The organism is Colwellia sp. SU-HH00943 (assembly GCF_057546125.1).
The window spans coordinates 676,771-699,846 of record NZ_BAAJLW010000003.1; the positions used below are offsets into that span (position 1 = coordinate 676,771).

At 38.3% G+C, this 23,076-nt stretch carries 19 protein-coding genes; 10 read left to right on the plus strand and 9 right to left on the minus strand.

Annotation, left to right across the window (positions count from 1 at the left end; all coding sequences use genetic code 11):
• The first annotated feature begins 179 nt into the window (after positions 1–179).
• Positions 180–536, plus strand: a complete 357-nt coding sequence (locus tag AC27GZ_RS11425; protein ID WP_487095180.1) for a hypothetical protein — start codon at positions 180–182, stop codon at positions 534–536.
• A gap of 309 nt (positions 537–845) precedes the next feature.
• Here AC27GZ_RS11425 and AC27GZ_RS11430 read toward each other — a convergent pair whose 3' ends face one another.
• The 3 genes from AC27GZ_RS11430 to fadI form a co-directional block, all read right to left on the minus strand.
• Positions 846–1,049, minus strand: coding sequence for a hypothetical protein (locus tag AC27GZ_RS11430; RefSeq protein ID WP_487095181.1), 204 nt, complete (start codon positions 1,047–1,049; stop codon positions 846–848).
• 271 nt (positions 1,050–1,320) lie between these two features.
• A complete protein-coding gene (fadJ, locus tag AC27GZ_RS11435) occupies positions 1,321–3,489 on the minus strand; it encodes a fatty acid oxidation complex subunit alpha FadJ (protein ID WP_487095182.1) in 2,169 nt (722 codons plus the stop codon).
• On the minus strand, positions 3,489–4,793 hold the full coding sequence (gene fadI / locus AC27GZ_RS11440) for an acetyl-CoA C-acyltransferase FadI (protein ID WP_487095184.1): 1,305 nt from the start codon (positions 4,791–4,793) through the stop codon (positions 3,489–3,491). Before fadI ends, fadJ begins: the two co-directional genes overlap by 1 nt.
• 327 nt (positions 4,794–5,120) lie before the next feature.
• Here fadI and AC27GZ_RS11445 point away from each other — a divergent pair, with 327 nt between their 5' ends.
• The 8 genes from AC27GZ_RS11445 to AC27GZ_RS11480 all read left to right on the plus strand — a co-directional run bounded on the left by AC27GZ_RS11445 (position 5,121) and on the right by AC27GZ_RS11480 (position 13,811).
• Positions 5,121–6,086: an AAA family ATPase gene (locus tag AC27GZ_RS11445; RefSeq protein ID WP_487095185.1), complete on the plus strand. Its 966-nt coding sequence runs from the start codon at positions 5,121–5,123 to the stop codon at positions 6,084–6,086.
• Positions 6,087–6,104: 18 nt separating this feature from the next.
• Positions 6,105–7,163, plus strand: a complete 1,059-nt coding sequence (locus tag AC27GZ_RS11450; RefSeq protein WP_487095186.1) for a DUF58 domain-containing protein — start codon at positions 6,105–6,107, stop codon at positions 7,161–7,163.
• Complete coding sequence (locus tag AC27GZ_RS11455; RefSeq protein ID WP_487095187.1) at positions 7,151–7,720, plus strand: DUF4381 domain-containing protein; 570 nt, start codon at positions 7,151–7,153, stop codon at positions 7,718–7,720. The genes AC27GZ_RS11450 and AC27GZ_RS11455 overlap by 13 nt, the downstream gene beginning before the upstream one ends.
• On the plus strand, positions 7,717–8,712 hold the full coding sequence (locus tag AC27GZ_RS11460; protein ID WP_487095189.1) for a vWA domain-containing protein: 996 nt from the start codon (positions 7,717–7,719) through the stop codon (positions 8,710–8,712). The genes AC27GZ_RS11455 and AC27GZ_RS11460 overlap by 4 nt, the downstream gene beginning before the upstream one ends.
• Positions 8,713–8,726: 14 nt before the next feature.
• Positions 8,727–10,778: a vWA domain-containing protein gene (locus AC27GZ_RS11465; protein ID WP_487095190.1), complete on the plus strand. Its 2,052-nt coding sequence runs from the start codon at positions 8,727–8,729 to the stop codon at positions 10,776–10,778.
• Entirely contained in the window at positions 10,772–12,523 is a 1,752-nt protein-coding gene (locus AC27GZ_RS11470; RefSeq protein ID WP_487095192.1) for a BatD family protein, read from the plus strand. Before AC27GZ_RS11465 ends, AC27GZ_RS11470 begins: the two co-directional genes overlap by 7 nt.
• A 66-nt stretch (positions 12,524–12,589) precedes the next feature.
• A complete protein-coding gene (locus AC27GZ_RS11475) occupies positions 12,590–13,105 on the plus strand; it encodes a sigma-70 family RNA polymerase sigma factor (protein WP_487095194.1) in 516 nt (171 codons plus the stop codon).
• Positions 13,098–13,811, plus strand: a complete 714-nt coding sequence (locus tag AC27GZ_RS11480) for a DUF3379 family protein (protein ID WP_487095195.1) — start codon at positions 13,098–13,100, stop codon at positions 13,809–13,811. The genes AC27GZ_RS11475 and AC27GZ_RS11480 overlap by 8 nt, the downstream gene beginning before the upstream one ends.
• A 169-nt stretch (positions 13,812–13,980) precedes the next feature.
• Here the strand turns inward: AC27GZ_RS11480 and AC27GZ_RS11485 are convergent, their stop codons facing one another.
• The gene (locus AC27GZ_RS11485) at positions 13,981–15,555 is read right to left on the minus strand and encodes a protein adenylyltransferase SelO (protein WP_487095196.1); all 1,575 of its coding nucleotides are present in this window, start codon (positions 15,553–15,555) and stop codon (positions 13,981–13,983) included.
• 49 nt (positions 15,556–15,604) lie between these two features.
• Entirely contained in the window at positions 15,605–17,092 is a 1,488-nt protein-coding gene (gene putP / locus AC27GZ_RS11490) for a sodium/proline symporter PutP (RefSeq protein ID WP_487095198.1), read from the minus strand.
• A 227-nt stretch (positions 17,093–17,319) separates the two neighbouring features.
• Here putP and AC27GZ_RS11495 point away from each other — a divergent pair, with 227 nt between their 5' ends.
• The gene (locus AC27GZ_RS11495) at positions 17,320–18,540 is read left to right on the plus strand and encodes an EAL and HDOD domain-containing protein (protein WP_487095199.1); all 1,221 of its coding nucleotides are present in this window, start codon (positions 17,320–17,322) and stop codon (positions 18,538–18,540) included.
• Positions 18,541–18,639: 99 nt separating this feature from the next.
• On the opposite strand, the gene galE is transcribed toward AC27GZ_RS11495, so the two are convergent.
• The 4 genes from galE to AC27GZ_RS11515 are packed head-to-tail and all read right to left on the minus strand — an operon-like array spanning position 18,640 to position 23,017.
• Positions 18,640–19,650 carry a UDP-glucose 4-epimerase GalE gene (galE, locus tag AC27GZ_RS11500; RefSeq protein WP_487095201.1) on the minus strand — a complete coding sequence of 337 codons (1,011 nt, stop codon included), beginning with the start codon at positions 19,648–19,650 and terminating at the stop codon, positions 18,640–18,642.
• A gap of 36 nt (positions 19,651–19,686) precedes the next feature.
• A complete protein-coding gene (locus AC27GZ_RS11505) occupies positions 19,687–20,655 on the minus strand; it encodes a DHH family phosphoesterase (RefSeq protein WP_487095203.1) in 969 nt (322 codons plus the stop codon).
• A gap of 4 nt (positions 20,656–20,659) precedes the next feature.
• Positions 20,660–21,274 (minus strand): adenylyl-sulfate kinase, encoded by a 615-nt coding sequence (gene cysC, locus AC27GZ_RS11510; protein WP_487095204.1) that lies wholly within the window; start codon positions 21,272–21,274, stop codon positions 20,660–20,662.
• Between the two features lie 15 nt (positions 21,275–21,289).
• On the minus strand, positions 21,290–23,017 hold the full coding sequence (locus AC27GZ_RS11515; protein ID WP_487095205.1) for an SLC13 family permease: 1,728 nt from the start codon (positions 23,015–23,017) through the stop codon (positions 21,290–21,292).
• Positions 23,018–23,076: the final 59 nt, after the last annotated feature.

Consider the following 23,076-nt stretch of genomic DNA (forward strand, 5'->3'; position numbering starts at 1 on the left):
CATTATAATATTAAGCTTTAAGAAAGTCTTAAATTTCAACAATTACCATCCACCCTACTCTTCAGGCCTTTAAAAATAGGTGTTTTGTATACTTGTACAAAAAAACAATTAACTTGGCACACTTTAAGCATTTACATATTTAGAACAACTAATCAATCTAAATTATTAAGGAAAAGTGCATGTTAAGTTCAATTATTTTATCTGTAGCTATGTCTACGACGCCAGCGCTAGTTGCTGATAACAATCTAGTAGATATTCGTGAAATTGGTGCCCAACGTGGTACTCGCCGTTTAAGTTCTGAAAATGATTTAACCATCAAAGAAGTTGGTGCTCAACGTGGTACACGTCGTTTAAGTACTGAAAATGATTTAACCATCAAAGAAGTTGGTGCTCAACGTGGTACTCGCCGTTTAAGTACTGAAAATGATTTAACCATCGAAGAAGCAGGTGCTCAACGTGGTACTCGTCGTTTAAGTACTGAAAATGATCTAATCATCGAAGAAACAGGTGCTCAACGCGGTACTCGTCGTTTATAACAAAAAACCAATAGCTTACTTACACGTTGGAGTTAACTATGATTAATTTATTTAAAACTTTATTCGGTACAAAGAACGCTAAAAAGGCAAATCCTATTGCAGCTCGTATTGAATTTAAAGAGACTACCGCCAATACTTGGTGGTCATAAAAGTCAAATCGTCTAAGACACTAACATGGATGTTAGCGACTTTATTCTAACGGACTAGCCCGAAACAACTTCATATTTTTCAATAAAAGCTTATCAGCTTTTACTCATAAAGCTTGCATTAGCAAACTCAGTTAACGCACCCGTTAAACACTATTCAGTGCTACGCCCTAAAGATCAATTGATTTAAACCCGTCATATGGTTTAACAGCATTCGCTTTTTCATCATGAACATAGGTAAAATTAGTGGGCCAAACAATAGGCCTGCCAATGTCCATCGTTTACGACCAAAACCTGTAAGTAATGCCTGAATATTAAAAAACACACCACAAACCACACTCACAACGAATACTACTAAAGCCAACACGATTATACCTTTCTAAAATACAGCGAAAAATCGCGGCTAATATAGTAAAAATAGAGTAATTATTCAACACTTATAACGTTAATTAATCAAATCATTCTAGGCAAAAAAGATCCGCACTAACGGATCTTATTTGCCTACATTAGGATCAATATTGCAGTCAAAAAAATGACTAACCCTAAATAACTGATAAAACTTTAGATATAAAAAAACGCCAACTTATAAAAGTTGGCGTTTTGAATTAATATGGCTATTTAAATGACATCAAAATTAATTAAACTAAGATTGGCTCATAATAGCTACTACCATTTTCAGCCATAGAAACTAAAGCTTCACAAGGTGCATAACGATCACCGTGTTGCTCAGCCCATTGAGATAATTGTGCAACTAATGACTGTGCACCAATTTTATCTATATAACGTAGTGGGCCACCTAAGAATGGTGGGAAGCCTATGCCAAAAATAGCCCCAATATCACCATCTCTCGCATTTCTGACTATGCCTTCATCTACACAGCGAGCTGCTTCATTTAACATCATATAAGTACAGCGTTTAGCGATTTCATCATTTGATAAACTACCAGAGGGTTTCAAATTTAATAAACGATAAATACTTTCATCAACTTGCTTTTTACCTTTTTTGGCTTTCTTTCCGTACAAGTAAAAACCTTTCTCTGCTTTTTTACCTAAACGACCATCTTCAAGTAATTTGGAAAAAGCTTCAGGAGCAGCAAAACGTTCACCTAAATCAGCTTGCAAAATAGGCCCTATCTTGGCGCCAACATCAATACCAACTTCATCGAGGAGTTGCATTGGTCCAACAGGGAAGCCAAAGTTAACAAGTGCTTTATCAAGCTTATCAATAGGCTCACCAGCTAAAAGCAATATTGCTGCTTCATTCATATAAGGTGCTAATATACGGTTAACATAAAATCCTGCTTTATCTTTTACCACGATTGGTGTTTTACCTTGTTTTTTGGCAAAAGCAACTGTGGTTGAAATAGTCTGATCTGACGTTGTTTCATGCGGAATAATTTCAGCTAATGGCATTTTATCGACAGGCGAGAAATAATGTAAGCCAATAACATTCTCTTTCCTTGCAGCTTTTTCAGCGATATTTCCAATAGGCAAGCTAGAGGTGTTACTTGCAAAAATTGTAGACTCTTTTGCATTTTTCTCAATTTCTAACACCATATCCTGTTTCAAAGATAAGTTTTCAAATACTGCTTCAACAACAATATCAACATCTTTAAAACCTGAATAGTCAATACAGCCAGTAATCATTGACATCTGCTTTTGCATTTCACTTTTACGTATAAAACGACGCTTTACTTTTTTATTGAGTAAATCAAAGCTGTATTTAAGCGCATGACTAATGCCTTGGTGATTAATATCTTTAATTCTCGCAGGAATATTTGCTTTAGTTGCCGTTACAAAAGCAATACCTCCTCCCATTAAACCTCCACCTAACACACCTGCTTTAATAATTTTTTCAGGCATTACATCAGCAACGCCCTGCTCTTTTTTCATTTCAGTCGTGGCAAAAAACAAATTACGCAATTGTGCCGACTCAGCACTCATTGCTAATTCAGAAAAATGCTCCGCTTCAATTTGATACCCCTTGGCAGAAGACTGTTCGACACCCATTTTTACACAGTCAATAATTTTAACTGGAGCGGGATAATTTCCTTTTGTTTTCGCTAAAACAGACTTTTTAGCTTGTTTATATACTATGCCGCGTCCAAACGATGTGCCTTCTAAAAATTTATTAACCAATGATGACTTAAACTTCACCACTTGCTTTAAACTCCCTGCAAGTGCCATTTTTTCAGCTGTAGCAATTAATATACTATTAGGCACAACATCATTTACTAAGCCCACTTTTAAGGCTTGCTTAGCACGAAGTTGTTTTCCAGTTAACATCATATCCAGTGCTTTTTGTACGCCAACTAATTTAGGTAGTCGTTGAGTACCACCACTGCCTGGTAGTAAACCTAACTGCACTTCGGGTAACCCTAAAGCTGTTTTAGGATTATCACTACAGACCCGGGCATGACATGCCATGGCCAGCTCTAAGCCACCACCCAAACAAGCACCGTTAATAGCAGCAACTACAGGTACAGTTAACTGTTCAAGTTGAGAAAAAATCATCTGCCCTTGGCGAGAAAGTGCTATAACTTCTTCCTTGGACTTACAGCTATTAATCATATTGATATCTGCACCCGCTACAAACGAATCCTTTTTACCACTACATAACACTACACCTGTAATAGACTTGTCTGATTTTATCTCAGCTAATACATCGGCCACTTGTTCAGCAAACTCTGCTTTAAGCGTATTCATGGTGTCTTCAACAACATCCATAACCAAATGAACAATGCCATTATCTTGACGAACTAAAGTAAAAGCGCTCACACTGTTTCCTTCTTCATTAATATCAGTCATTAATCTGTCTCCAATACCATAGCTGCACCTAAACCACCTGCCGCACAAGCAGTTGTCAACCCAACGCCGCCGCCACGACGATTTAACTCATTCAATGTTTGAGTAATTAAGCGTGCGCCAGTTGCTGCAAAAGGATGACCATAAGCAAGAGAGCCACCCATGACATTAAACTTGGTCATATCAATATCACCTATTGCTTTGTCACGACCTAAGTTTTCACGAGCAAATTTGTCACTGGCAAACATTTTCATATTTGCTAATGCTTGTGCCGCAAAAGCTTCATGCATCTCAATCAAATCTAAGTCTGCTAACTCTAAGCCTGCACGTTTTAACGCTATTGGCGTTGCATAACTTGGCCCCATAAGCATATCTTGCCATACATCTATAGCAGCAAATCCATAACTGCGAATATAACCCAACGGTTTATAGCCTAACTCTTTGGCTCGACCTTCTCTCATTAATAATAAAGCTGCACCACCATCCGTTAATGCAGTACTGTTTGCGGCGGTTACTGTGCCATGCTTACGATCAAATACTGGACGAAGCTTCGCATAACCTTCTAATACTGAGTCTTCTCTAAAACAATTATCTTTATCTATAAAACCTTTGTAAGGCTCACTATGGGCAGTCATCACTTCACCATCAAGCTTACCTTCAGCCCAACTTTTCGTTGCTAAGGTATGAGAGCGATGCGCTAAAGCGTCTTGATCTTCACGAGATATTTGATGAGTTTTCGCCATTTGTTCAGCTGTTTGCCCCATCGAAATACCGGTAGAATACTCGGCAACAGCAGGTGCCACAGGCAAAATATCTTTAAAACCTAACTGACGAATTAAAGCAATTTTCTTCCCAAGAGTTTTCGCTTTACTTAAATCTAATAAAGTACGAGCAAACTTCTTCGATACACCAATAGGCGCAACGGAAGATGAATCAGCCCCACCAGCAACGCCCACATCGACGAAACCACCCATAATAGATTCAGCAACATTGACGGTAGACTGAAAACTTGTCGCACAAGCACGGGATACGCTATAAGCGTCAGTATTTACATTCATACCCGTACCCAAAACAATTTCACGCGCAATGTTCGGTGCTTCTGGCATTTGTACAACTTGACCAAACACACATTGGTCAATAATTGCAGGGTCAACATCATGCTTTTGCAATAGCTCATTCACAACTAATTTACCTAGGTCAACAGCTGGTACACCATGGAAGGCTGTAGCCTGCTTAGCAAATGGGGTTCTTAAGCCTGCTACTACAGCAATGCGCTCCCCTGTTCGCGTGGTCATTTTTATCGTCATATATTTTATTCTCCAGTGATGATGCTTACCTATTTACCTATTTACTTATTGCAAAAAATAGACAAGACAAAGAGGTCAGACCTCTTGTTCTTTACCTTTGATTTTAACTAACTATAAAAAATAATCAATCCCTGATTTAAAACTACTGTTTAACCTTCAAAGCATAGACTACTACCAGCAATTGCCAATAAATAAAAATTTGTTACAACTATCAAACAATAACCTTGTTTTCTTTAACTATAACCTTATATAAAATGCTAGAGTGCTAATCAGCAACAACGTTTTACATAAAAACAAAATTTAAAAACAACACTTTAAGATAAAAATATGGCAATTGAACACTTCTCCGCATTAAAACAACATTTATCGCAACAAATTATTGGTCAACCGGCATTTGTTGAAAATTTACTTATTGCATTACTAGCAAACGGCCACCTAATTGTTGAAGGCCCACCAGGTCTTGCAAAAACACGTGCTGTTAATGCTTTAGCTGAAGGTTTAGAAGCAGACTTTCACCGTATTCAATTTACGCCTGATTTATTGCCGGCAGATTTAACTGGCACAGATATTTATCGTCCAGAAGATGGCAGCTTTGTTTTCCAAGCCGGTCCTTTATTTCAAAATCTTGTTTTAGCTGATGAAATTAACCGTGCGCCTGCTAAAGTTCAATCTGCATTACTCGAAGCTATGGCTGAAGGACAGGTAACTGTTGGCCGAAAAACCTATCAATTACCTGAACTATTCTTGGTAATGGCAACACAAAATCCTATTGAGCAAGAAGGCACTTACCCTTTACCTGAAGCACAATTAGATCGATTTTTAATGCACTTAGAAATTGACTACCCTGATGCCAATAGTGAATTAGATATATTAAAGCTTAATCGTGGAGAAGCATTAGCGAGCTCAGCGGAAGAAAAAGCACCACTGAGAGTATTAAGTCAGGCTGAAATTTTTAGTGCCCGTAAAGATGTGCTGAACATCCATATGGCACCAGCGCTAGAAACTTATATGGTTGATTTAATCATAGCTACTCGCCAGCCAGAAAAATATGATGACAAGTTAAAATCTTGGTTAGCTTTTGGTGCCAGCCCTAGAGCTACAATTGCCCTTGATCGCTGTGCCCGCGCTCGTGCTTGGTTACATAACCGTGACTTTGTTAGCCCTGAAGATATTCAAGCCGTTTTTCATAACGTACTCAGACACAGAATTTTATTAAGTTATCAAGCAGAAGCAGAAGGTATTACCGCAAACCAACTACTTGATCACTTATTAAGTCTAGTTGCTGTTGCTTAATCTCGTTTAGTTATAGCTATGTGGTTTAAACAAAAAACAATTAACAGGCAAGCAAATACCCAAAGTGATTTTCAATCTCAACTTGCAAGCATTTTTAGCAATGGGATTGAACTTGCAATGCCTGAGCTGCTTCATTATCAGAACAAAACTGCTCTGATAGATTTGTCCGCCCGTAAAAATATTCATGGGCAAATGTCAGGCAATTATTTATCACGCAGTAAAGGGCGTGGTATGGAGTTTGACGAAGTGCGACATTACCAAACAGGCGATGATATTAGAGCTATTGATTGGCGCGTTACCGCTCGAACAGGTAAAACACATACTAAGTTATTCCGTGAAGAATTAGAGCGCCCTGTGCTTATTGCAACAGATTTAAGTGCTAGCATGCACTTTGGTAGTCAACTTTTATTCAAGTCCGTACAAGCGGCACACTTAGCTTCGCTTGTTGCTTGGCACGCTAAAAACCGTGGTGATCGTTTAGGTGGTATCGTATTTAATCAAAGTGAACACTTAGAATTAAAGCCCAGAAGTCGAAAAGAAGGTGTACTGCATTACTTGCATGCCTTACAGACATTACATAACAGTCAGCACAAACGACAATATCAAGCAGATAGCCAACAAGAAAATTTAACAGCAGGCACTCAAAGTGAACAATACTTTGCTGACAACTGCGCCCGAATTAGGCAAATAGCAAAACCTGGTGCCTTAGTGTATTTAATTACAGATGCACAGCAACTTAAAAATGCCAGTGAAGCACAACAACAAAACGCCCTTCGCCATCTAACACAAATTAGCCAACATTGTGAACTCGTTGTTTGCTTGATTTCTGACTCGTTAGAGCAAGAATTACCAAAAAGTCGCATTAAGCTAAATGTTAACTTTACCGATGGTCATAATCGTCAACAACTTACCTTAGGCGATAGTGCAACTGCGGCCACGTATAAACAACAAGCAAGCATAATGAATAACCACTGTCAGAAACTACTACAAAAAGCAGGTGCCCGAGTTATCACCTTAACGGCTGGAGAAACTTTAGAACAACAACTGAAAAATGGAGAGCAGTTTTGCAACAGATAAATCCCGCTTCTGCTACGCCAGTAACGCCAACAAATCCCCTCAACCTGAACGATATTCACGCACCTGAGCAAATATCAAATTTTCCTATTGCCTACGGTTGGTGGATTTTAACTACAATAGTTGTAGTTCTGATGGTTTTATTTTTTATAAAAACTTACCAACAGAAGAAATTAAAGCAGCAGCAAAAAATAGCATTGCAGCAGTTAAAAAATACGCCAAACATGAGTAATAACGATATTATCGCATTATTAAAATGGGCAGCTTTACAGTATTTCTCACGCTTTGAATTAGCTAAATTATATGGTACTAATTTTCTACAATTTTTATCACAAAAACTCCCTGAAAAGCACCAACAATCATTTCTAGAACTTGTTGGAGATAGCTTCACAAATCAGTATCATAGCTCAATCGATACAGCCGATAATGATCAAAGTAACCTTCACAAAGCAGCTATATTATGGCTTAGCAATGCTTTGCCACCAAAAGAGACAGGCAAAAATTTAAGCTCAAATTTTTGCCCAAATTTAAGCCCCAAAACGCCGGAGGCTGAACTATGATTGATTTTGCCTGGCCATGGTTGTTACTGCTTATGCCCTTACCTTTGTTGGTTTACTGGCTTCCTAAAAAAGAAAAAAGCCATACGAGTGCGGCCTTAATCGTTCCAACACTATTATCGTCAAACAGCTCGAGTACCCAAACACAAAACAGTAAAAAAGCTCCACTCATCATATTAACCCTATGTTGGTTGTTAACTGTATTGGCTCTGAGTCAACCACAATGGTTAGGTGATGCGATAGACATTCCAACCGAAGGTCGAGAGATGATGATTGCCGTCGATTTATCTGGCAGTATGCAAATTGAAGACATGAGTATTAATGGACGAGCCGTCAATCGACTCGATATGTTAAAGGTAGTACTGGGTGATTTTATTGAACGTCGTGTTGGCGATAGATTAGGTTTAATATTGTTTGGCGACGATGCTTATATGCAAACTCCAATGACCTTTGATAGACAAACCGTTAAACAAATGCTTGATGAAAGTGTGCTTGGTTTAGTCGGCAGAAAAACCGCTATTGGTGATGCTATTGCCCTTGCCGTAAAACGTTTCGATGCTAAACAGCAATCCAACAAAGTACTATTATTATTAACTGACGGTCAAAATACCGCTGGAAAAATAACGCCTGAGCAAGCACTTGAACTAGCCATAGCCAAAGATATTACCATTTATTCTATAGGTATAGGCGCTGATGTCATGATACAACAATCACTATTTGGCAATCGCCGCGTAAACCCTTCAAGTGAATTAGACGAGAAAACCTTAACAAAGCTGGCTAATGAAACCGGTGGTAAGTACTTTCGTGCTAGAGACAGCCAAAGTATGAGCCAAATTTATCAGTTGCTTGACGAACTTGAGCCGATTGAGCAAGAGCAACAACAAATGCGCCCACTTACCGCGCTATTTTATTGGCCACTCGCCTTGGCATTAGTATTAAGTTTTTTCTATTTATTAGTGATTAACTTCGCCAGTGTTAATCGCAAAGCGGCTTAGGTTATCGAAAACATATGACTTCTTTCACCGTATTTATAAACAATTTTCACTTTTTAAGACCTTGGTGGTTATTGGCAATAATTGCCCTCATTTTTGCCCTTTGGTTATTAAAAAAACATCGTTTCAACCAATCTCCTTGGAATAAATTTATTCCTGATCATTTAAGGCAAGTCTTAGTTGAGGGTGCCAGTACAACTGCTCAGCCAAAGTCTCAAGGTTTTTCAATTTTTCAAAGCAAGTTAATCAAACCTTTTCTGATTGGTTTCTTTGCTATTATCGCCATGGCAGGCCCTGCATGGCAAAAATTACCACAACCAGTTTATCAAACGCAAACTGGCTCAGTGTTAATTATGGATATGTCATACTCCATGTACGCCACTGACATTAAACCAAATCGCTTAACCCGAGCGCGCTATAAAGCCGTTGATTTACTGAATAAAATAAATGAAGGTGATATTGGTTTAATTGCTTATGCAGGTGATGCCTTTGTGATCAGCCCTTTAACACAAGACATTAAAAATATTGAACTACTCTTGCCATCGTTAAGTCCTGAGATTATGCCTGAACATGGAGCTAACCCATATCCTGCCTTATCACTTGCCCATGAAATGTTGACAAATGCCGGACACCTAAATGGAGATATTTACTGGTTTACTGATGATGTAGATAATAGTGAAATCAATGATATTTATGACTGGTCAACAAAATTCGGCCATCAATTAAATATTTTAGGCATTGGTAGTCAAGAAGGTGCACCAATCACCTTACCTTCAGGTGAATTACTTAAAGATAATTATGGTGCCATTGTCGTGCCTAAGTTACCCATTCAAAAACTTAATGGCTTAACAATGCGTGGTAATGGTCAATATCAAACGATTTCTCACAACGATAATGATATTGAAAAGTTACTGAGTAATCGTACAGTTTTAGCGCAAAGCGAAGAAAACAAACAACAAAGTCAGCAAAGTGGTGATCAATGGCAAGAGCAAGGTCCATGGTTATTAATCATAGTTTTACCGCTATTATTAAGTTATTTCAGACGAGGTAGCAGTGTTTTAATGCTGTCTTCTATAAGTTTGCCTCTATTAACTCTATTGTCTTTTTCATTTATCAGTTCGAATACTTTTGCCTATCAGCAAACTACTGCGCAAATGGAACAAACCACTAATCAGCCAAGTCAAAACCCCAACAATAGTCAAGGCAATAACCAAGGCTCTACTTTGGGTAATATTTGGAACAATTTATGGAAAACTAAGGATCAACAAGCACAACAACGATACAACCAACAAGACTACCAAGGTGCTGCTGAACAATTTGAAAACAATCAATGGCAAGGTAGCGCACACTATAAAGCTGGAAATTATCAAGCAGCATTAGATGCCTTTAAACAAGGTGAACAATCGACGAGTGCTAGCTCATTATATAACCAAGGCAATGCATTAGCGCAAATGCAACAGTACGAGCAAGCGATTGAACATTACGAACAAGCCCTTGCTAAGAATCCAGATCTGCAAGATGCCAAAGACAATATAGAAAAAATTAAACAACAACAAAAACAACAAGAGCAACAGCAACAACAGCAAGGTGATCAATCTCAAGATTCTGATAAACAAGATCAGAGCCAAAACGAAAATCAAGAGCAAAGCCAAAGCGACAATCAAAACAATCAGCAGCAAGGTGAGCAACAAGACTCACAGCAACAAAGTGATGATAACCAACAAAGTGAGCAGAACGAGCAATCACAGCAACAAAGTGACACTGATGAAAATAAACAACAAAATGAACAACAATCTTCAGAACAATCAAAAGACCAACCCCAAGAGCAGCAAAATGAGCAAGAGCAACAAGCTAGTAATTCTGAGCAAGGTGAAAATGAGCAAGGCGAAGAAAAGACGCCAGCACAAATAGCCGCAGAACAACAAGCCAAAGAAACCGAGCAGAAACACCAACAGTTACTTAATAAAGTAACAGACGACCCTCACCTGTTACTGCGAAACAAAATGCAATTAGAGTATCAAAAACGTAAACAGTTTGGTGCTAGTCAAGGAGACAAGAAAAAGTGGTAAAAGTAACCTTAAAACTAGTCGCAACAATAACTATTAGCGCACTATTAGTCATCAGTCAGTCAGCTTTTGCCTTAACGCAAGTGACTGCTAGTATTGACTCTAATCCTGTCATGAGTAACGAATCTATTGTGCTCACAGTTACCGCTGATGACAGTGTCGAGCGCGATGCCCTTGACACAAGCCCATTAACTACTGACTTCATCGTTGCGCGCACCGAAGTAAGCTCTCAGACCAATATAATCAATTTTAAGACTAGCCAGACAACACGCTGGCAAATAGTGCTTATTCCGAAAAAAACCGGCAAGCTTATCATTCCTGCTTTAAAAGTTGATAACCATTACTCAAAAGCAATAGCTGTCGTGGTTGTTGAACCAGGAAATGATAGCTCAGCAAAACAACAAGATATTTTTATTACCGCAGAGCTTTCAAAAAATGATGTTTATGTCCAGCAATTAGTAACGCTCACCGTCAAGCTTCATATTAGTGTCCAACTACAGCGTGGTAGTTTAACTGAGCCCACCCTAGATGGCGCCAATATTTTACAAGTTGGAACAGATAAAGAAACGGACAACATCATTAACGGCAAGCGCTATCGTATTATCGAGCGAACTTACGCAATAACACCAGAAAAAAGTGGAGAATTAACCCTAATTTCCCCAACCTTTGCCGGTGAAGTGATGGTGCAATCAAAACGTCGTTCAGGTTTTTTAAGCTTCGGAGAAACTAAGCCAATCAATATTTTAGGCGAAAAGCTTGCTCTTAATGTACGCCCTATTCCAGATAGCTACCCTGATAACGCAAGTTGGTTACCCAGTGAATTATTAACTTTACATCAAGAGTGGCAACCCAGTAGCAGTGAATTTAAAGTGGGTGAGCCAATTACACGCACGCTTTTGCTTACTGCAGCAGGCCTTGGAGAATCTCAATTACCTAACATAGTTATGCAAGCCCCTATGGGGTTAAAAGTGTATCCAGATCAAGCAGAGCTACATTCAAACTTATCTAAAGATCGCTTAGTAAGTCAAAAGAAGCAAAACTTTGCATTAGTCGCCAGTCAAGTGGGCCAATATACTCTACCTAAAATAACCATTAACTGGTGGAATACGGTCACCAACAAGTATCAACAAGCTGTGTTGCCTGAGCAAACCATCACTATTTTACCTAATGGTGATTCTGGTAACGCGTCACCCTCTATGCAGGTAAATGATCAGCAAGGCTTGAGTCAAAACAAGGTACAAAGTAATCAAGAACATAATAATCAAGAAACTATAGGTTCAGGGCCTCAACAAGCCATTATCATTGAGCAAAACACAAAATTACAATGGCTATTCTTTGCATTGTGGTTATTAACCCTTATCGCCTGGTTTAGCCATGTTATTTATTTAAAACGTGGTTATATAAAAACACAGCCTGCTAAAGAAAAGCCTCTTGCTAATAACCACTACCTTGCCCTACTGGCAAGTTGTAAACAAAATAATGCAGAGCAAACTTTAAATTTAATTGTACCTTGGGTTAACAGTTTACTAGTCAGCGTTAACTCAAATGTTTCAACTTTATCAGAAGCAATGACAGTCATTGAGGATGAAGCATTCACACATGCGGTTAATGATGTGCAATCGTCTCTCTACGGTAAACCCAATGAAAACTCGACATGGTCAGGACAAGCTTTACTCACAGCGATTCAAGACGTTAATAAAAACTTCAAACCATCGAAAAGCAATATCAGCTTCACACTTAACCCATAGTAAACAATAAAAATGTTTATTAAAAAAAAGCGAAATAAATCTGCTAGTGCTCAGGTCTCTACTAATATGGCAACAAAACAAGTTAGATATGAAGCACTAGTCAAGGCTTTGCATACTGATCTATACCGATATGCGTATTGGTTAACTCATGATAAGCAAGTATCTGAAGATTTAGTGCAAGAAACATTTTTACGTGCATGGCGGGCGTTAGACTCATTAAAAGATGAGAAAGCGGCTAAGTCATGGTTGATCACAATTTTACGTCGTGAAAATGCTCGCCGATTTGAACGAAAACGCTTTGATATGAGTGAATACGAAGAAGCCAGTGTAATGGATACTCAGTCTACGAGTACAGAGCAAGAAATTGAAAATCACTGGTTAAGAGAAAAAATAGCGCAATTACCACCTGAGTATTCAGAGCCATTAGTATTACAAATTTTAGGCGGTTACAGTGGTGACGATATAGCCTCTATGCTTGATCTAAATAAAAATACCGTAATGACACGTTTGTTTAGAGCGCGTAATCAGCTAAAAGAAGCGTTAGAGAAAGAACCGAAAGTTAGAGGTCAATATAATGGATGATTTGCAATTTAGACGTAGCATATACGCAGATCCTACATGCCAAGACGACGAAGTACTTAAAGCACAGCAAACTGATCCGTCAAAAAAAGAATTTGCGCAAGAGTTACAGCAACTGGATGAAAAGTTAAAACAAGCTATGCAGGTTCCTGTACCTGAAGGACTGAGTGATAAGTTAATTTTACGTCAAACGCTCGCAAGCCATCAGCAGAAAAAGCGAAAATCTCGCATCCATTTAGCGCTTGCAGCTTCTGTTGCCGTTGTCGCAGGTTTAGTGGTGAATTACCTACAATTTTCAAATGCCTATAGTAATCTCGGTGACTATGCCTTAGCCCACGTCTACCATGAGCAAGGTGTATTTCAAAATGATACAGAAACTGAAATAAGTTTAACGGCTTTAAATAAAAAGATGATTGCTTTTAACGGCAGTTTCGATAAAACCGTGGGCGAGCTAATTTCTGCTGATTATTGTCGATTTGGCGGCATGAAAAGTTTGCATTTAGTTTTTAAAGGAGTCACTGATACCGTTGATGTGTTTGTGGTACCTAAAAATGAAGATTTGCCGTTTAAGCAATATTTTAGTGATACACACTTACAAGGTGAATCAATAGGCTTTGAAAAAGCCAATGTAATTGTGGTCGCGGATAAAAATGAATCATTAAATCAATGGCAGAACGCTATTAGCAACAATGTCTCTTGGTCAATTTAAGACTAATAGATCAGTTTAAGACTACTTGGTCAGTTTAAGATACTTGGCTAATCTAACATTACTTGTGTTTGTTGAAGTTACTTAAAGCAACTAAACTGACTTTTTCTACCATTTATGTTTCATGTGTGTTGCCTGCTTAATAAACAATGCAAACATACATCTAATAAAGTCAGGTGCCACAAAAAGTTTGATAATATCGATCACCATCTTCAGGTAAATCTTGATAATCCTTCGTCGTTGCTAATTCCTGATAGGGAGATTGTAATACGATGAGAAAATCGTTCACTAACTTGTTTATGGTTGCGCTTGGTGCATCCTCATTAGCCATTGCCTCTTCACAGCGAGTTAATACCGCTTCCACATGATGGTTTCGAGGGATAACCACAGGATTATTTTGACGCATTAACAATAAAACAGCATTGTCAGGGGTTGAGCCTATTGCTGAGATAGACTGTGCTGAGATTGAAAGTAATTCATGCCAATCATGATACCAATCCCCTAGCTTAGATTTTAACCTGTTTGCAGCTTCATCATCTGTTAGTGAAAGAGTTAGCAAATTAAAGGTTTGGGTATAATCTAAACCCTCTTCTTGTAAGATAGCCAGTAAACGTTCCGTTAGTTCTTTATTTTCCCTAGTCGCCTTGTCCATGCCCAGTTTATTAGCATACATAGTATAATAAGCCTGATCATACATGGCGTTATACTGATGTATAATTTCTTCAACTTGCCTTACAGCGTGTTTTTCTTGTTCATCATCACTCATATCGCCACAAGTTGTTTGCATTAATAATGGCAATAAACATTCAGCTAATCTCACCATATTCCACTGAATGATCTTTGCTTGATTCCCAAAAGCATAACGGCCATATTCATCTATAGAACTAAAAACAGCTTGTTGATCATACTGTCCCATCATAGCGCATGGTCCAAAATCAATGGTTTCACCACTTATAGCAGTATTATCGGTATTCATCACGCCATGAATAAACCCCACCCGTAACCAGCTAACGACTAAGGTAATTTGTTTCGCTATAACAGCCTCTAAAAAAGCAAGAACGGTTTGCTCATCAAGCAAATCAACATTAGGAACATCTGTATTAACTAGCTCTGGGAAATGACGATTAATAGTATATTTAACCAAAGACTGAAGTGATGTTAAGTCTCCTCTTGCAGCAAAATATTGAAACGTGCCTACACGAATATGACTACTTGCAACACGCGTAACAACAGCGCCCGCTTTCGCAACTCCGCGATTAATAAGTTCGCCTGTAGCAACCACGGCTAAAGAGCGGCTTGTGGGCACGCCTAAGGCAAACATAGCTTCACTCATTATATATTCACGTAAAGCTGGACCTAAGGCACATTTACCATCACCGCGCCTTGAAAAGTGTGTAATTCCTGAGCCTTTAAGTTGGATATCGCGCCTTATATTATCTTTATCAATCACCTCACCTAGTAAATGAGCACGCCCATCCCCTAACTGAGGATTGAAATGTCCAAATTGATGGCCAGAATAAGCCAATGCAATAGGGTCAGCATTTTCAGGGATAACATTGCCAGAAAAGTAGTTAGCCAAGTCACTATCACCATCAGTCAATTGTTGCTGCTCCTGATGGCTAAAACCTAATTGATCCGCTAAATCGCTATTCCATAGCAATAATAAAGGTGAATAAACCTGTTCAGGTAACGTTTTTTGATAAAACTTATCACCTAATTCACTGTAAGTATGAGAAAATTTAAACAAAAGTAATACTCATGGTTAAGCTCATTTAACCTCTTTCATAGCAATAAATTTATGCATGTAGCTTTAGCATTTCATCATGTTTAGCCAAGATCTCATCATCACGTTGAGAAGATAAACTACTGACAATATAAATGGCTAATGAGCAAACTATAAAGCCTGGCACTATTTCGTACATAAGTGCACTTAACGATTGACCATTAATAGTAACCGGCGCATAAATCCATAACAATACAGTGGCTGCGCCTGAAATCATTCCTGCCAAAGCCCCATTTCGAGTCATTTTTCGCCAATATAAACACCCAATAACCACTGGCCCAAAAGCAGCACCAAAACCAGCCCAAGCATTACTGACAAGCGTTAATATAGTTGAATTACGATCATAGGCTAAATAAATAGCTAACATAGCCACTATAAACACTGAGATGCGCCCTACAAGTACTTGCTGTTTATCACTAGCCTCTTGATGTAAAAAAGTTTTATAAAAATCTTCTGTTAAAGAACTTGAGGTCACTAATAATTGTGAGGAAATAGTACTCATGATTGCAGCTAAAATAGCAGCCAATAAAAAGCCAGCAATAAGGGGGCTAAATAAAATTTGCGACAAGACAATAAAAATGGTTTCTGGATCATCTAAAGACATGCCAGTTTGAGCAACATAAGCAATACCTGCAAATCCTGTTGCCATCGCACCAATGATCGCTACAATCATCCAACTCATACCAATACGGCGAGCAGTAGGCATATCTTCAACTCGTCGAACAGCCATAAAACGAACAATAATATGCGGCTGACCAAAATATCCTAAGCCCCACGCCATAGCCGAAATAATGCTGATCAAGCTCACCCCACTAAATACATTCAATAGCTCGGGGTTAATAGCACTGATACTTGCTTGCATTTCACCAATACCGCCAACTTTTCCAATGGTCACAATAGGCACTAATACCAAGGCGATAAACATAATACAACCTTGAACAAAATCAGTTAAACTTACCGCCAAAAAACCACCAAATAAGGTATAAGCAACCACAACTCCAGCCGTTACATATAAGCCTAATTCATAATCTAATCCAAAAGAGCTTTCAAATAGTTTACCACCAGCAACAACACCACTCGATGTATAAAGCGTGAAGAACACTACAATCACGATAGAAGATACTATTCTTAACAGATGGCTATTATCTTTAAATCGGTTTTCAAAAAAATCAGGTAAAGTAATAGAGTCATTCGCAACTTCGGTATACGTACGTAATCGAGGAGCAACAATAAGATAATTACAATAAGCACCAATGACTAAGCCAACAGCAATCCACAAACTGCTCAAGCCACTTAAATACATTGCACCTGGAAGCCCCATTAACATCCAACCACTCATATCAGAAGCACCAGCAGAAAGCGCAGCAACACTAGGGCTTAAACTACGACCACCAAGCATATAACCAGAAACATCACTTGTTGATTTTTTAAATGCGTATAAACCTATTGCTAACATGGCAATAAAATATAAGGCTAATGAAACTAAAGTACCGAGAGCCAAAAGCTTCCCCTTGCAAAGATAATAAAAATAGTTTGCTAAGCTATCAAGAACGCAGCTAAAAAGAAAGTCTAGTCTTTCACATTCCATAGTCAAAACATGAAAATAATAATGGAATACAATATTGCAGTAAGTTAAATAGATAAAAACAAAAAAAAATAATGAAAAAAACACTGGTTTACCATATATTTAATTAATAATTGTTTTTATTTATAGATATTGTTCAAACTATGTACTTTTATGCCGCCCGACAACCTATTTTAGATGTAAACAAAAACCTTTTTGCTTATGAGTTATTGTTTCGAGACAGTATTGATAATGTATTTCCTGAAGTAGATGGTGATGAAGCAACGAGCAAAATGATTGAAGCTAGTCAGTTCAATATGGGCATTAGTGAATTTACCAGTAATAAGCCTGCTTTTATTAACTTCACCTTAGAGACATTAAGTCAGGGTTACCCTGAAATGCTCACCAACGAAGAAGTGGTCGTTGAAGTTTTAGAAACAGTAAAGCCGGGTAAAAAATTGCTATCTCTTTGCAAAGATTTACACGCTAAAGGCTATACAATAGCGTTAGACGATTATGAACATCAAAGTGTTTGGGCGCATTTTTACCCTTTTATTAAAATCATCAAAGTAGATATTCAAGACACTAACTTAGATGACATAAAGCAAATTATAGAAGCCATTAAAGATCACCCTCATATCGCATTGTTGGCTGAAAAAGTAGAAACCTATCAAGAGTATGATCAAGCGTTACAATTAGGATTCAAGTACTTTCAAGGTTTTTTCTTTGCTAGACCTGAAATGGTTAAAACTAAAAGCTTATCACCATCACAGCTTTCCATGGCAGAGCTGCTTTACGAAACCTCGAAACCTGAATTAGATCTTAATAGTATTACCGGTGTTTTTGAGCGTGATGTCTCACTATCATACAAGCTGCTACGTTACGCGAACTCCGCAATTTTCAGACGTCGCAGTGAAATTTCAACAATAAAGCAAGCACTGGTTATATTAGGCTCAAGTGAGCTAAAACGCTTTTTAGGATTAATGTTTGCAGTCACAGCAAACCCTGACAAACCAACAGAACTCATTAAACTTGCTATGACAAGGGCAAAATTTTCAGAGTTAGTAGCCAAAGATATGGGTAATCAAGTTGATGACTCTATCGCCTTTTTAACAGGGCTATTATCGATGATTGATGCCATTTTAGATGAAGAACTAGCTGTTGTGTTAGATAAGCTACCCTTAGCCACTGAGATAAAAGAGCCACTGCTGACTCGAAAAGGGGTAATGGCGGCCATTATTAAATTGGTTGAGTTTATAGAACACGCTCAGTGGGATAAAACGAATATTGTCATGGAAAAATTAAAGCTCGATAAAGAGCAAGCTGTCAAACATTATAACGAAGCCTTAGCTTGGGCTGATGAGCAAAGTATGTTGGCAAGTTAGGCATCTGCACTAAAATTCATACTAAGGCCAACTAAGAGAATCGTTAACAATTAACCTAGAACTCTCTTAGATATTGCTACTTAACAAGTTGAAGCTCTGTTAGAAACCTTGAGGGTTTTCTGATTGCCAGCGCCATGTATCAATTATCATAGTGCGCATATCTCTAGTTGCCTGCCAACCAAGAAGCTCTTTCGCTAAACTAGCATCCGCATAAACAGTGGCTAAATCCCCTGCCCGCCTCGGTACTATACTATACGGAATAGGTTGAGCACTTATTTCTTTAAAAGTATTCACAATTTCTAATACTGACGTGCCGTTACCTGTACCTAAATTTATGGCTTTACAGCCAGAAATTTTATCCAGATTTTGCAGTGCTTTTACATGCCCTTGTGCTAAATCAACAACATGAATATAGTCACGAACCCCTGTGCCATCTACCGTATCATAATCGTCCCCAAACACTTGTAACTCTTTCAATCGACCCACTGCAACTTGAGACACATACGGCAATAAATTATTTGGAATACCGTTAGGGTTTTCACCTATTAATCCTGAACTATGTGCTCCAATAGGGTTAAAATAACGCAAACAAGCAATTGACCAACTGGGATCACTTTTAGCCAAATCAAATAGTATATGTTCCACCATTAACTTGGTTTGTCCGTATGGGTTCGTGGCAGAAGTAGGCATAGTTTCATTTAACGGAGAAGTATTATCGCCATAAACCGTGGCCGATGAACTAAAAACTAACTTCTTAACATTAAATGCTGCCATCACTTTCAATAAAGTTACAGTCCCTGAAACATTGTTTTCATAATAACTTAACGGTATTTCACTGGACTCACCAACCGCTTTTAGTCCGGCAAAATGAATTACAGCATTAATGGCATGTTGTTCAAATACTGATGTTATTGCCTGATGATCACAAATATCTGCTTCAATAAAAGTAACGTTTTTACCTGTTATTTTTTTGATACGATCAAGCACTTTTGTTGATGAGTTTGATAAATTATCTACAATAACTATATCTTGTTCTTCAGATAAACCTTGTAATTCAACAACAGTATGGCTGCCAATATAGCCTGTGCCACCAGTTATTAATAAGCTCATAATAATCCTATATTAAAATATATTGTTGTTATCATTTTATGCGTAATATTCTGACACGCGTTTAATAAAATCAGCAAGCATTTCTTTAGGTAATGCATTGATCCCTGCTGCTGCGGCTCTACCACCACCGGTAGGAAATTGAGCACACAACTCACCAGCTCCCTGTTTGTTGCTTAATGGCGCTCTCAAGCTAATAGTATAAGTATCATCAGCATTTAGAGTAACCACAGCATGTGCTTTATTAGGTGTGGTATTTGCGAGCTCGTTGCCAAAAACGCCACTCACACGTCTTGCCCAAGCTTCATCAGCTAACTGCACAACTTTAAGGGTATCATTATCAGAAAGTACTTCTGAAGCTGCTGCTTTGTCCATATCAGCTAAATAAGCCGCTTTTAAGGTTGAAAAAACAGAGCCTGTTTCTGCAATTAACGCTAGAGGATTTGGATATTCTAGTAGTTGTTGGTATAAATCTGCAGGATGAAAATGTAAATCATCAACGCTTGAGCCATAACCGTTGTAATTAATATAAACACCCAGTTCATTAAGTAGCGATTGCTCTTCTTCAGACAAGCCTATCTCAGTTGCTAAAGCAGTGGCTGAAGCATGCATATTATCGCCAAATGCAGCCGCTATAGCCCACAGTGGAAATTCGCCTTGTAAATGCTTATTCACTAATAAGCTAGTACAAGTATTTGCATCTAAGTCTAACAAGCTGGTCAATTTTTTAGATTGCGGGATCTCCCCCGTTCTATGGTGATCAGCATAAAAAACTGCTATATCATTGTTAAGCAACTCGTTTAAAGGCGCGCTATTTTTTTCTAAAGAAATATCTAACACAGTAACCGACGTAGCTTTACTGATATCGACTTTCTTTAATAAGCTAATATCACGCTTAACCCCGGTAACCAGTACGGTTTCGCTAGGCTGAACTTGTCGTTGAGATAAACGCAGTTGTAATAAGGCGATAATGCCGTCAGCATCACCGTTAAAAACATCATAATGCATAGTATTACCCTAATGACGAAGTAGAAATAAAGCCTTGTTTAGCTAAGTGTTCAACTATTTGTTGTGCACAAGCTCCAATGTCTTTCTCTGCAGTTTTCACATGGATTTCAGGGTTTTGAGGTATATCATAATCAGAGTCTATACCGGTAAAATCTTTAATTTCACCCGCGCGAGCTTTCTTGTATAAGCCTTTGGGATCACGCTGTTCACAAACTTCAATCGGTGTATCAATAAACACTTCAATAAACTCGCCGTCGGCAAGTTTTTCTCGAGCACTGGCTCTGTCTTGTGCAAAAGGAGAAATAAACGCTGTCGAGACAATTAACCCCGCATCAAGAAAAAGTTTTGATACTTCACTGATTCGGCGAATATTCTCAATACGTGCTTCATCAGTAAAATCTAAATCACCATTTAGCCCGTGACGAACATTATCACCATCAAGTAAATAACTGTGATAACCCAGTTTGTATAATAATGCGTCAACGGCATTAGCTACCGTAGATTTACCTGAGCCGCTTAATCCGGTATACCACAGCAAGCAAGGACGTTGTTGTTTTAATTCAGCACGCTGTTCTTTTGATATGTGCTGTTCATGCCAAACAGTGTTTTCTGTTTTCATACAATAAACTCTTAACTAAAAAGGAAAAATTAGCGGGATCATCAATAACACGGTGACACTATATACCAGTGAAATAGGCAAGCCAAACTTAACAAAATCTGTTAATTGGTAGTTACCCGCATTATAAACCATCACATTGGTTTGATAACCATATGGGCTAATAAAGCTACCACTGGCTCCAAACGCTACCGCCATCACAAATGGAATAGGATTAACACCAAGACCTAAAGCAATATTATAAGCAATAGGGAACACCAAAGCTGCTGCAGCATTATTGGTGATTAATTCTGTCATTAATAAGGTTACAAGAAAAATAATAATAAAAGCTAAATAGGCACTTTGGCCATCTATCAAGGCCTTGATTTGCTCGGCAATAATGTTTGCCAAGCCTGTGTTTTCAATAGCGCTTGCTAACGTTAACGCACCGAGTACTATCATCCATATTTCAAGTGGAAAACGTCGCTTTATTTCATTTACCGTTAATGAACCACTAAAAATAAGCACGGCTACATACACAAATAAACAGCTAAGCAAAGATATCGGTGTGACAACAGAAATAAGAATAGCAGCAATAAAGCCTAAAACGGTGCCATAATCTCGCCAACCACTCAGCATATTAACGGCTTGATGGCCCGAAAGAATAAAGAAATTTTTTGATAAGTTAGTACGGCTAGCAAAATCTTGTCCAACCGCAAGCACTAAAAAGTCACCCGACTGTAAAACAATATCACCGAGTTTACCTGATAACGCACTACCTTCTCGGCGAACAGCTACCACTGCAGCATCAAAACGCGCTCGAAATCCCGCCCTTTTTAAGGTCACACCACTAATCGCTGAATCAGGTTTTATCAGTACTTCGGTTAAGTTGTCTTGTAATAAATCATCTTGCTCAGCAAACAAGGTTAAACCATCAAACTGCTGTAAAGTCAGTACTTTAGAAATATCTCCACTGAAGATGAGCTTGTCATTTGCTTGTAAAGCTTCTTCGGGCGATACAGGTGAAATCAACTTGCCACGGCGTACAATTTCTACCAAAAATAATGCATCTAAGTTTCGTAAGCCATTTTCTTCAATACTTTGTCCTATCAGCTTTGAATCTGGAGAGACTTCCGCCTCAAGCAAGTAATCCTGAGTTTTGATTTGCCCCTGCTCCATATTAGGCAAACTTCTCGCTCTGAGAATAATAACCAATAAACAAGCCACTAAAGCAACTAGGCCAATTAAGGTAAAATCAAAAAAAGTAAAACCTGGAACACCTTGCTTAATCAATAAGCTATTGACGATAAGATTGGTTGAAGTACCGACTAAGGTAAGGGTACCACCTAAAATGGCCGCGTAAGATAAAGGTAAAAGCAGCTTTCCTGCATTAATTAAAGGGTTACTTTTAACACTATTAATCAATGTCGCCACTACGGCCGTGTTACTCATCAGTGCCGAAGAGAATGCTGTCCCCACTAGAAGGCGCAGCATTGATTTTATTTTGGAGCCATTGAAAACAGTCGCACTGAGGCGACGTAAAATACTTGTGCGCTCAAATGAGAAAGAACACAACACCAGTAAAATTAAGGTGACTAAACCGGGGTTAACTGCATTAGTAAGAATGTCATCAACAGTGACGAAGGAAAGCGCCAAGCAAACTAAAATAGTGATAGAAAACACTCTTTCTGGCACTTGGCTATATTTGACTAAACCAATAAAGGTGACAATAAATACAGCTATGATCATGTAGTGCGCTATTGTCATTGATATCCTTATATATAAAAAATGATAAGGCCATTAAAGCCTTATCATTTATCTTGAGG